This is a genomic window from Mesorhizobium sp. M1163 (genome assembly GCF_040318415.1).
GTDB lineage: Bacteria > Pseudomonadota > Alphaproteobacteria > Rhizobiales > Rhizobiaceae > Mesorhizobium.
Map to the genome: position 1 here is coordinate 16247 of NZ_JAMYMF010000010.1, position 12131 is coordinate 28377.

A 12131-nucleotide genomic window follows, 5' to 3' on the forward strand; every position below is an offset into this window, starting at 1 on the left:
GGGTGAATGTACCGCCTTGGAGATGGTGAGGCCCGATATCGGAACGGCAAAAATGGGTCGAATTCGGTCGTTCAGAGTGTTTGGTTTTTGACCCTAGAGCATTCTGCCCAATGGTGTTACTTGGCACCGCAGAAATGCGGCTAAACAACAGATAGAGCAGGATGCCTCGTCATTTGAACGCATCCTGGGCTGTCGCTTCATGCGTTGATAGGATCAAGATCAGCACGGCGCGAAAAAGGCGGGAATTTCCCGCCTTTTTCATGTTCCATTGTCGTCTGATCAATGCAAGCGGCCGCTGGCGTGGGCCAGCATGGTGTAGACCTTGCCGGTATCCGACGTCAGGTAGGTCTGCGCCATGATGTTGTCGCGGTCGTTGCGCGACACGTCTTTGAGCAGCTTTTCGAAATCGTCGCAGTAACGATCGACAGCAGCGCGGAACTCCGCCTCCGACTGATATTTGCGGCGGATCTCGTCGAACGTCTGCTGGCCCTTCAGCGTGTAAAGACGGCGCGTGAAGACGTCGCGCTCGCCGCGCCGGTATCGGTTCCACAGCTCGATCGAGGCATCGTGATCGATGGCTCGGGCGATATCGACGGAGAGCGAGTTCAGCGATTCCACGACATGAAGCGGCGAACGCGGAGCGGGAGCCGGGCGCGGCGCTTCGGCAGGCGCCGCCGGCTTGGCCTCGTCTTCGCGCGATGCACCGGTCAGGAGGTCGCGCACCCAGCCGCCTTGCGGCGTGCGGCCGTTGGGGTCGCGCTGGCGCAGCGCTGTGTCTGCGGGACGTTCGAGGTCGAGCGTGCCGCGCAGCGCCGTCTCGCCCGAAGGCGCCTGCGGTGCACGGCGCTGTTCCGGAGCCGGAGCCGGGCGGCGTGGCGGCTCGGCGGCGCGTGCGGCAGGCGCTTGCGGCGCCGGACGCAGGTTGCGCTGTTCCGAACTGTCGGCGCTGCGGCCAGATTTGGCAACGATTTCAGAAAGTTCCTTCAGCGCGTTGATCTGCTCGGAAACGGCACGGCGGATAGCCGTGGTTGATTCCTTTGCCTCTTCCGGCATCTCGATGACGCCTTTCTTGAGCTCGGCTCGGGTGAGGTCGAGCTCGCTCTTGATCGAGCCGGCGGTGCGCCGCATTTCCTCGGTCGCATCGGCAAAGCGCTTGGTAGCCGAATCGACCACTTCGGAAATCGCGGCACGGATCTTGTCGGCGGATTCCAGCGTCTTGCCTTCGGCGTTCTGCAGCGTCTGGCCGACCAGATTCTCGAACGAGCGCATGACCCTTTCGAGATCTTCCGACTTCTTAACAAGGCCGACGGCGAGGTCCTCCAGCGACGATTGCCTTTCGAGCGTGTGCTCGAGGTTGCTCTGGGCCGAGCTCAGCAGATCCGAGGCGCTGGACAGCAACCGGCTGTGCTCGTCGAACTTGGTGGCGATAGAGGCAACCTCGCGCAAGGTCGAGGACGACAGCTCGGTGAGCCGCGTCGTGTTCGAATCGACAAGGCGCGCCGAGCTGGCGAAAGTCTGGGCGGTCTTTTCCGTGGTCGCCGCGAAGCTTTGCGTGCTCCCAGTCAGGCGTTCGTCGACCTGGCCGAGATTGGTCGCCGCCTGCTCGATCAATTGACCGAGCTGCGAGCTGGAGGTGGTCATGCGGCCGATGAGGTCGGCAACGCTGTCGGCAAGCGTCGAGCGCGCGCCTTCGACGGCCGACAGAGTTTCGGCCGTGCGGCTGGCGAGGGCGTCGACGAGGGCGGCGTTTTGAGTGCGCAGCTTCTCTGTCGCACGTTCGGTGACCTCTTCCATGCTCTTTTGCAGCTCGGAGCCGCCCTGGGCGAAGCGCTCGACCAGAGGCCGTGCCGTCTCGTCCAGGATTTTCGATATTTCGGCCGAACGTGCCGCAAGCATCGTACTGAGCTCGCGAGTATTGGCACCGATGGTCTTTGCAGCGTCGTTGGTGCTCTGGCCGATATGCTGGCCGACCGCGGTGAAGGTTTCGGCGATCGTGTTGGCACGCGAGACTAACTGCGCCTCGGCGTTCGAGACCTGTTCGTTGAGCTTTTGGCCCATTGTCTCGGCAGTGTAGGCGAGGCGGTTCTCGACGCTGGCGACCTGCTCCTCGACGCGGGCCGCTGTGGCGGCAGCACTCGATGCCAGGCGTTCGTCGGCACCGGCAAGCAGCTGCTCGATTTCACGGGCATGGACGGCGAGTTCCTGGCCAGTCTGCCTGGCGCGTTCGGCAACCCGCTGCTCGGTGCTGGTGAAGGCACCGACAATGTTGTCGGCATGTTCGCCGATTGCGGTGCTGCTGTCGGCGATACGGGACACCAGGCGATGATCGGCCTCCTCGAAGATGCGGCCGATCTCGGACGCACGTGCCGAAAGTGCTTCGGAGCCTTCGGCAATGCGCGAAATAAGTTGCTGGTCGGCGGCATCGAAAATGCGGCCGAGATCCGACGCACGTGCCGCGAGAGCTTCGGCGGATTCGCCGATGCGCACGCCCAGCCGCTCGTCAGCTGTTTCGAAATTGCGCAAGATGTCGCCGGCACGTGCAGCCAGCGACTGGGCCGTTTCGATGGCGCGAGAGACCAGCCTGTGGTCCGCCGCGTCGAAGGTACCGGCAATCTCACTTGCTCGGGTTGCCAGCTGATCGGCCGTCTCCTGGGCGCGCGCGAGCAAGGTGTTCGACGTGTCGTCGGCGCGGGCAATCAGTGCGCTCGACGTATCCTCGGCGCGGGCGGCGAGGCGACGATCCGCCTCCTCGAAGGTGCGGGCGATGTCCTCCGCCCTGGCGAGCAGAGCGGCCGAGGTCTGCTCGGCGCGCTCGGCGATCTTGCGGTCGGCATCGCTGAATGCAGCGCCCGCCTGCTCATGCAGAGCGCTGGTGACTTCCATGACCTTCTCGCGCAGCGCCCCGGCGACGAAGACCGCGCTTCTTTCGAGCACACTGCGAACGTTGTCGACACCCGTCGACAGCGCCCGCTCCATGGTGCTGGCGCGCTCCTCGATGATGCCTGTCTGCCGGCTGAACGCCTGCTCGATCTTTTCCACGTCGGCAGCGATGGCATCGGAGATGTCGGTGCTCCTGGCGGCGATCTGGTCGATATGGCCGGACAGCGAACGGTCGACATCCTTGCGCGTGTCGGCGAGCCTGGAGAGATCGTCCTGCAATGCGCGGGTCAGCATGTCGCGGCCCTCGGTCAGCTTGCCGACATGACCGGCGACAATCTCGTCGACCTCGCTGCGGCTCAATGCAAGCCTCTCCAGATCGGCTTCCAGAGCGCCCCTGAGGATGTCGCGGCCTTCGGCAAGCTTCTCGACCTGGCCGGCAACCAGCCCATCGATGCTCGAGCGGCTTTCGGCCAGCTTGGCGAGATCGTCCTCGAGCGCCTTCGACAGGGTCGAGCGGTCCTGGACGAGCTTCTCCGCGTGGGTAGCGACAAGGCTGTTGACGTTGCCGAGATCGGCCTCTAGGGCGCGCGAAAACTGTGCGCGATTGTCGGTTAATAGCTGCGACTGGTCGGCGATGGCGCCCCTGATCGTGTTGAGATCGGCCTCCAAAGCGCGTTTGAGGATGTCGCGGCCTTCGGCCAGTTTCTCGACCTGGCCGGAAACCAGCCCGTCGATGCTCGAGCGGCTTTCGGCCAGCTTGGCGAGATCGTCTTCCAGCGCGCGCTTGAGGATGTCGCGGCCCTCGGCCAGCTTCTCGACCTGACCGGAAACCAGCCCGTCGATGCTCGACCGGCTTTCTGCCAGCCTGGCGAGATCGTCCTCGAGCGCCTTCGACAGGGCCGAACGGTCCTCGGCGAGCTTGTTCATATGTTCGGAGACGACGCCCCGCACGGTCTCGAGATCGGTCTCCAGTGCGCGCGACAGCTGACCGCGATCCTCCGCCAGCTTCTCGGATTGACTGGCAATGACGCCCTTGACGGTGCTCAGATCGGCTTCCAGAGCGCGTTTGAGGATGTCGCGGCCCTCTGCCAGTTTTTCGACCTGGCCGGCAACCATCACATCGATGCTCGAGCGGCTTTCGGCCAACTTGGCGAGATCGTCTTCGAGCGCCTTCGACAGCGTCGAACGGTCTTCCGCGAGCTTGTTCATGTGATCGGAGACAACGCCGCGCACAGCCTCCAAGTCGCTCTCCAGTGCCCGTGACAGCTGGCCACGGTCTTCCGCCAGCTTTTCGGACTGGCCAGCGATGACGCCCTTGATCGCGTTCAGGTCCGATTCCAGCGCGCGCTTGAGGATATCGCGGCCTTCGGCAAGCTTCTCGACCTGGCCGGCAACCAGCCCGTCGATGCTCGACCGGCTTTCGGCCAGCTTGGCAAGATCGTCTTCAAGCGTCTTCGAAAGCAGGCTGCGATCATCGGCGAGCCTGCCCGAATGATCGGCGATCAGACCTCTGATGTCGGACAGGTCGTTCTCGAGCGACTGGGAAAGACCGCTGCGGTCTTGCGCCAATTTCGCCGAATGGGCCTCGATGAGGCCATTGATGCCGGCGATGTCGGATTCCAGCGCACTGGCGAGTATGGCGCGACCCTCGGCGATCTTTTCGACTTGACCGGCGACAAGGCCGTCGATGCTGGCGCGACTGTCTGCCAGCTTGCCGAGGTCGGCCTCGAGCGCGCGCGAAAGAATGCTGCGGCCTTCGGCGAGCTTTCCGACGTGCCCGGCAACCATTTCATCAATGATCGTGCGGGCTTGTACGAGTTTTCCAGAGTCTTCGTTCAAGGCCTGGGCGAGCCGGTTGCGGCCCTCTTCAAGGCTTTCTAGATGGCTGCCCAGCGAAGCGTCGATCGCTGCACGCGATTCGTTGACCTTGCGCAGATCCTCTTCAAGGGCGCGCGAGATCAGGCCGCGGCCTTCGGCAAGCTTCTGCACCTGGTTGGTCACCGCCGCATCGATTTCGGCGCGGCCCTCGGCGAACTTCGCCAGATCGGCCTGCATTGCCGCCGCCATCCGGTCGCGGCTTTCGGAAAGTTTGCGGCTGTGGTTTTCGACGGCTTCCTCGATGCCGGCGCGAGCATCCGCAAGCCGCTGGATGTCCGTATCGAACGATCGCGATACGACATGGCGCGCCGCTTCCATGCGCCCGGCGAAATCGCCGGCGCGGGCTTCGAGCATGGTCGAGGTCGATGAGATGATGTCGGCCATGTCGGCGCCGATCTGGGTCTTGCCCTGATCGATCATCGCCGACAGCGTCTCCTTGCTATCCTGGAAGGTGTGGGCGATTTCGCGCGCGCGCTCGACCAGCGTCTCGTTGATCTGGCGTGCGCGAGCCTCCAGCGCGGCGTTGAGCTTCTGCGTACCGGTGTCGAGCGCCTCGGCGCGGGTCTGGAACTCGCTGATCAGCGCCTGACCACGTTCGGCAAGCGTCCGCTCGATGCCGTTGAGGCTGGCTTCGAATTCGGAATTGAGTGTGCGCGCGGCACCGCCGAGCAGCGACACCATGCCGGTCGTGCGGTCGTCGAGCAGGTCGGTCAGCGACCGCGTCAGGCCATCGGTGGTGTCCGTCAGCTTGGCGATGCGGGTGTCGAGCAGGCTGGCGAAGGCCTCGCCCGACGTCGACAGCCGGTCGGTGATCGATTCGAGCCGGCCTTCCACCGAATCGAAGATCGACATCGAGCTCCCGTTGATCCTGTCGATCAGCGTGTCGCCGGATTCGTTGATCGTCATCGACAGCTTGGTCGAGGCGTTGAGAATGCTGTCGCGAATGATATCGCTGGCGGCGTTGATCTCGTCCTTCAGCGTCTCGTGGGCACCAGTGATCGAGGCGCGCACACGCTCGGCATGGGTGACGACCGCTTCGCGCTCGCTGCCCAGCCCGTCGACCAGCGAGCGGATGCGGGACTCGTTCTCCGAATAGGAGCGCTCGATCTGGTTCACCTCGCTGTGAACCAGCGTTTCGAGCTCGACGGCGCGCGCAAGCGTGCGTTCGATGCCTTCGCCCATGGCCGCCACCTCGCGGCGAACCGCTTGGCCGATCATCATGACGCGATCCTGGGCAAGATTTTCCGGCTCGGCCAGACGGAAGGCCACCTCGGTCATCGACTGCGCGGCAAGGCGCATCTCCTGAGCGCGGCGAATCATCACTGCGAATGCCCAGAACAGGATGACGGGCACGATTGCCGCGACCGCCAGGCCGATCAGCTCGGGACGGGCGAAAAACTGATCGAAGGTGCGGATGTTCCAGATGCCAGGTCCGAACAACAGGTTCGCGAGGCCACCGGCGCCGGCGATCCAGGCCAGCGAAACAAAAGCCACGACCCAATAGATCGTGTTCGAGGCGCGCCGGTTGAGGGTGTGCAGGAGCGTCTTATAGTCTTTTTGACGATCGTCGTTGGCCGGCGAGAAAGCTGGCGGCTGCGAGCCATTGCGCGTTGCGACAGGACGCAACTCAGCCGGCTTGGCTTTTGGCGCGGGATTTAGGTTCTGGCTTTGATTGGCGGCGGGTGCTGCATTCTGGGCCTGGTCGGGGGCAGGCGCCTCGTTCTGGCTGCGGCCTTCGCGCGCCAGTTCGTCGGCGGCTTGCGATATCTGCGCTTCCAGATCTTCCATGGATGCCGCGATGTCGAAGTCGCCGCCGGCATCGCCGCTCAGATCGATATCAAGTGCCTTTTCGAGTTCCCTGGCTACGTCGCTGTCGAGCGTTTTTGTCGTCGTTGGTTTCTTCGCCATGCCTTCGCTACCCTGTACAAGCTGCCGTGGGACTTATGGTTGTGCTTATTCATTCTGCCTAGCGTGTCCCGCGCAGGAGGCTGAAAATGGACCTGTCGTATCGTAATGACACAGCGGGGTAAAGAAAACATGCATTCCGTCCGATACGTAAAACTTTAAATATAAGGTTAACACAGCCGTGATTCCGGCGCCGTTATCGCGACATTTTTCCGGGTCAATCATTAACCCGTTGTCCACCGGATACGCCTATTTTTTGCGGCGGTCGAAGAACGGAGTCTCAAAGTGATACGTGGCGAAAACGGCATTGCCTTCTCGATGCCCGGCGGTGACGTGTCAGGGACAGCTGGGGCGCGGCCGATCGATCTGGCGCATCTTGCGCGCCAGACGATGGGCGATCGGAGCCTCGAGCAAGAGGTGCTGGCACTGTTCGTGCAGCAGGCGCTATCGGTGCTCGACAAGATCGTCGATGCGGATGTCAGGCAGCGGCTGCTACTGGCGCACGGGCTCAAAGGCTCGGCGCGCGGGGTCGGCGCCTTCGCCATTGCCGATTGCGCCAGTGCGATCGAATGCCGGCCCGACGACGCCAGCACGCTGAAGCGCCTTGGCTCACTGATCGAAGAAGTGCGCGACTTCGTCGCCGCCATCAGCCGATAGAACTTATTCCCAAAACGCCACGCAGCGGCGCTTTCGCGCCGCAGTTGACTTGTCTGGCAGAGTGATTATGTCGGCTCAGACTCCCTTCAGGTGACAAATGACCAAGCTGACCTTCATCGCCCATGACGGCACGCATTTTGACGTGGATGCCGAAAACGGCTCGACCGTCATGGAAAATGCGATCCGCAATGCGGTGCCGGGAATAGAAGCGGAATGCGGCGGCGCCTGCGCCTGCGCGACCTGCCATGTCTATGTCGACGAAGCCTGGACGGCGGAGGTCGGCGAGCCGGAAGCCATGGAAGAAGACATGCTGGACTTCGCCTACGACGTCCAGCCGAATTCGCGGCTGTCATGCCAGATCAAGGTGCGCGACGCCCTCGATGGGCTGGTCGTGCGCGTGCCGGCCCGCCAAGGCTGAAGCCGATTTTTGCCGCTGCCGCTTGGCAGCGGACCAATGGTCATGCAGTGTCGCGCCGTTTTCCCATAAAGGCGCATGCTTCATGACCGCTATCACCAAGACGGACGTACTCATTGTCGGGGCAGGGCCTGTCGGCCTGTTTGCCGTATTCGAGCTCGGCCTCTTCGACATGAAGTGCCATCTGATCGACATACTCGACCGGCCCGGCGGGCAGTGCGCCGAACTCTACCCGGAAAAGCCGATCTACGATATTCCGGGTTGGCCCTCGATCTCGGCGCAAGGTCTGGTCGACAAGCTGCTTGAGCAGATCGCGCCGTTCAAGCCCGAATTCACCTATAACCGCATGGTTTCGAGCCTGGAAAGGCTGGAGGACGGCAGCTTCCGCGTCACTACCGACGAAAACGAGGTGTTCGAAGCCAAAATTGTGGTGATTGCCGCCGGCGGCGGCTCTTTCCAGCCGAAGCGGCCGCCGATTCCAGGCATCGAACCCTATGAAGGCAAGAGCGTGTTCTACTCGGTGCGCCGGATGGAGGACTTTCGCGGCCATGACCTCGTCATCGTCGGCGGCGGCGATTCGGCGCTCGACTGGACGCTGAACCTGCAGCCGGTGGCCAAGAGCGTGACGCTGGTGCATCGGCGGCCCGAATTCCGGGCAGCGCCCGACAGCGTCAACAAGATGTATGCCATGCAAGAGATGAAGCAGCTGGAATTCCAAGTCGGACAGGTGACGGGCCTGACCGGCAGCGACGGCCAGCTAGCCTCCGCCACGATCAAGGGGCCGGAGGGCGATGTCGAAGTGCCGTGCACGCGGATGCTGCCATTTTTCGGCCTGACGATGAAGCTCGGCCCAATCGCCGAATGGGGCCTCAATCTCCACGAAAACCTGATCCCGGTCGACACCGAAAAATTCCAGACGTCGGTGCCCGGCATCTTCGCCGTCGGCGACATCAACTGGTACCCCGGCAAGCTGAAGCTGATCCTGTCGGGCTTCCATGAGGTCGCTCTAATGGCACAGGCAGCCAAGCGCATCATCAGCCCCGGCGAGCGCATCGTGTTCCAGTATACGACTTCGTCGACCAGCCTGCAGAAGAAGCTCGGCGTGGTCGACTGAAGCTCGCCGGATTTCACCAGGCCGGTCTACTCCGCCAGGGCTGGGGCCGAAGCCTCGGCATGGCCGCGAAGCGTTTTCTCCGGCATCAGCCAGAGCGTGATGAACGACAGCAGCAAGGTCGCGGCGGCGGCAAGAAAGATCATCACGAACGGCGTGGCTGAGGCGATATGGCCGGCCGTCTGCGTGCCTTCGCTGGCCAGCGGCAGCCCGTAACCAAGGGCGACGGCACCAAGCATGGCGACGCCAAGCGCACTACCCAGCGAGCGGAGGAAGGTGAGAACGCCGGTCGCCACGCCAAGGTGCATGCGATCGACGGCGTTCTGGACCGAGACAGTGGCAACCGGAAAGGTCGTGCCTGTGCCCAGGCCTATGCAGGTCGTCAACACCTCGACAAGCAATAGCGAGGCATGCCCGGCGACCAGGCTGAGCACGCCGAGGCACAGGATCGAGAAAACAGTTCCGACCATGGCAATGCGCTTGTAGTGGAAAAAGCGTGGGATCATTCGCGCGCTGAATGTCGCACCGGCCACCGTGCCGAGCATCAGCCCAAGCAACGCGGTGCCAGATTCGCTGACTGACAGGCCGACGACCGATTGCAGGTAGACCGGCAGATAGACCGACAAGCCGACATTGGCGGCCTGCAGCAGGAACATCGACAACGTGCCGGCGAGAACGATCGGATTGCCGAGCACTTCCAGCGAGATCAGCGGTTCGGCCGCGCGCATCAGCCGCAGCGCGAACGCGCTCCAGAACACCGCTGAGCAGGCGAGCAGTCCAAGGATTTCACGCGACAGCCACGGATACTCGCTGCCGCCCCAGTTCAAGGCAAGCAGCAGCAGCGAGGTGGCCGCGACCAGAAGCAGCGCGCCGAGGCCGTCGATGCGGTGATGTTTTGCAGCGATCGGCAGCTTCTTGAGCGGATTGTTAATGATCGCCATCGCCAGCAGGCCGAGCGGAATGTTGATCCAGAAGATCAGCGACCAATGCAGATGTTCGGCGAAGGTGCCGCCGAGCAGCGGCCCGGCGATGCTGGCGACGGCCCAGGTGCCCGAAATCCAGGCGGCGTAGCGAGCCCGCTCGCGCGGCGGCACGAGGTCGCCGATCACGGTCTGCGTCAGGGCGAACAGCCCGCCGCCGCCGGCGCCCTGGATCGCCCGGCCGACAACCAGGACCAGCATGTTGGGGGCCGTGGCGCTGACCAGCGACCCCGCGAGAAAGATCAGGATTGCCGCATAGACGGTCGGCCGGCGGCCATAGATATCGGAGATCTTGCCGTAGAGCGGCGCCACTGCGGTCGCGGTCAGAAGATAGCCGGTTACGATCCACGGCAGATATTCGGCATGCCCGAGCAGACGTGCCATCGTCGGCATCGCCGGCGCGACGATGGTCTGGTCGAGCGCCGCCAGCAGCATTGACAAAAGCACGCCGCCGATGATGGCGTTTTTCTCGGTTTCGGTCAGCGGCGTGCTGGTTTCCACCATCGCTTGCTTGTCGATAGCCTGGTCCATATCCGTTCATCCATTATGCCTGCGTGCACTTCCGCGACGGGCTGGGAAGCATCTAGTACGCCGATTGGCGTTTGCCGGAGGCTGATCCCTGCGAACCTGGCATATGTCGTTCGCTATAGGCCGATTTCGACAGCGGCTCGAAGTTTTTCGAAGCTGGCACTATGCTTCGCCAAATTGGCTTTGTTCCAAATTTGGCTTTGTCCGACGCGGAGTTCAGCCGGGAGCGAGCCGTCCATTCTCAATGCGCTCGATGCGATAGTGCAAAAGCCGCAGGATGCGGCTTTGGAAATTGACGCTTTCCACACGATCGAAGCGCATCTGGTCCTGGTCGTGCTTGGCAAGCATGGCCGCTGTAATTTTCGCGGCCTTGGCCTTGGCCAATTCGCAGGTCTTTTCAGGGTAGCTCGCCTTCAAGGCGTCTTCTAGTTCGCGGCCATGGTTCTTGGCAATCTCGACGTGGCGTTCCTCATGGCGCTTGATGTCGGAGGACAAAGTCTCCCAGAACAGCTTGACGCCTGCATCGGCTTTGCGCGGGCGGCGCCACTCGGGAAGGATAACCTTGACCTTGACGGTAACGGCAGCATCGGCAATCCAGCACGAGCCCGGCTTTTGCGCATAACTGACGCGGGTGGTGAACGCCATCTGGGTGGCGCCGGGATGCCGCGACCCGGTGCTTTTCACCTGAGGCCCGAGTTTCGACAGCTGGGTCCCGATGTCGTCGAGCGTCCTGCCGCCGATCGGGAAATAACTATATGTCTTGACGAGAGTCGTAGCGCCGGCCGGGAATGCGGTCAGAGCGAGCATCAGGGCGCAGAGGAGGGATCGTTTCATCGTGTTGCCTCTTTGCCCACCTTGCTTTACCGCCGTCTCCGGCGCAACGGAATTGATCCCCGGTCATGACGTGGGATCGAACATGGTTGATGGGCAATGATGACAGGGCGATGGCAGCTGGCGCATGGGCGCCATCTTGACCTTGGCGGCAAGGCCATCGTCGTCGGCATCCTCAACGTCACGCCGGACAGTTTTTCCGACGGCGGGCTGTTCGATGCCCCGGAAAAAGCGGTGGACCAGGCGCGCCGTATGGTGGAGGAGGGAGCCTCCGTCATCGACATCGGCGGAGAATCGACGCGTCCCGGTGCCTCTCCGGTGTCTGCAAAGGAAGAGCAGGCCCGCATAGTGCCCATCATCGAGGCGCTCGCGACGTCTGGCGGAACGCTGATCTCGGTCGATACCTATCGCCAGGATACGGCGCGGCTTGCCGTCCAAGCCGGTGCACATATCGTCAACGACGTCTGGGGCCTGCAGCGCGAGCCGGGCATTGCCAGCGTCGCTGCCGAAACCGGCGCCGGCCTTGTCATCATGCACACGGGACGGGACCGGCAGAAACTGCCCGACGTGATTGCCGATCAGCTCTTCTTCCTCAGGAAGTCGCTGGAAATCGCGCAACGGAGCGGTGTTGCCGACGACCACATCGTGCTCGATCCGGGCTTCGGCTTCGCCAAGGAGACAGCCGCCGAAAACCTTGACCTGATAGCACGGTTTTCCGAGCTTCGTGCGCTGGGCTTTCCGCTGATGGCCGGCACATCGCGAAAGCGCTTTATCGGCACCGTCACCGGCCGCGACGCAGCGGCAAGGGGCGCCGGAACCGCCGCCACAAGCGTCATCCTGAGGCTCAAAGGCGCGCATCTTTTTCGCGTCCACGATGTCGCAATCAACGTGGATGCGTTGGCTATTGCCGATGCTATGCTGGCACGTGAGATCGGGGAAAGCTGAG

The 12131-nt window shown here is 62.9% G+C and carries 7 protein-coding genes; 4 read left to right on the top strand and 3 right to left on the bottom strand.

Going from position 1 to position 12131, the window contains the following annotated elements; genetic code table 11:
* Positions 1–279 precede the first annotated feature (279 nt).
* A complete protein-coding gene (locus tag NKH43_RS11765) occupies positions 280–6666 on the bottom strand; it encodes an apolipoprotein A-IV repeat region-like domain-containing protein (protein WP_352858235.1) in 6387 nt (2128 codons plus the stop codon).
* 285 nt (positions 6667–6951) lie between these two features.
* Here NKH43_RS11765 and NKH43_RS11770 point away from each other — a divergent pair, with 285 nt between their 5' ends.
* From NKH43_RS11770 to NKH43_RS11780, 3 genes are all read left to right on the top strand, one after another.
* Positions 6952–7320 (top strand): Hpt domain-containing protein, encoded by a 369-nt coding sequence (locus tag NKH43_RS11770; RefSeq protein WP_352858396.1) that lies wholly within the window; start codon positions 6952–6954, stop codon positions 7318–7320.
* Positions 7321–7417: 97 nt separating this feature from the next.
* Positions 7418–7738 carry a 2Fe-2S iron-sulfur cluster-binding protein gene (locus tag NKH43_RS11775; RefSeq protein ID WP_006334837.1) on the top strand — a complete coding sequence of 107 codons (321 nt, stop codon included), beginning with the start codon at positions 7418–7420 and terminating at the stop codon, positions 7736–7738.
* An 82-nt stretch (positions 7739–7820) separates the two neighbouring features.
* Entirely contained in the window at positions 7821–8849 is a 1029-nt protein-coding gene (locus tag NKH43_RS11780; RefSeq protein WP_023717829.1) for an NAD(P)/FAD-dependent oxidoreductase, read from the top strand.
* A 26-nt stretch (positions 8850–8875) separates the two neighbouring features.
* On the opposite strand, the gene NKH43_RS11785 is transcribed toward NKH43_RS11780, so the two are convergent.
* On the bottom strand, positions 8876–10357 hold the full coding sequence (locus NKH43_RS11785) for an MDR family MFS transporter (protein WP_023717828.1): 1482 nt from the start codon (positions 10355–10357) through the stop codon (positions 8876–8878).
* Positions 10358–10570: 213 nt separating this feature from the next.
* Complete coding sequence (locus tag NKH43_RS11790) at positions 10571–11188, bottom strand: DUF922 domain-containing Zn-dependent protease (RefSeq protein WP_352642079.1); 618 nt, start codon at positions 11186–11188, stop codon at positions 10571–10573.
* 96 nt (positions 11189–11284) lie between these two features.
* On the opposite strand from NKH43_RS11790, the gene folP reads away from it, so the two are divergent.
* Positions 11285–12130 carry a dihydropteroate synthase gene (gene folP / locus NKH43_RS11795; RefSeq protein WP_352858238.1) on the top strand — a complete coding sequence of 282 codons (846 nt, stop codon included), beginning with the start codon at positions 11285–11287 and terminating at the stop codon, positions 12128–12130.
* The last annotated feature ends 1 nt before the right edge of the window (position 12131 follow it).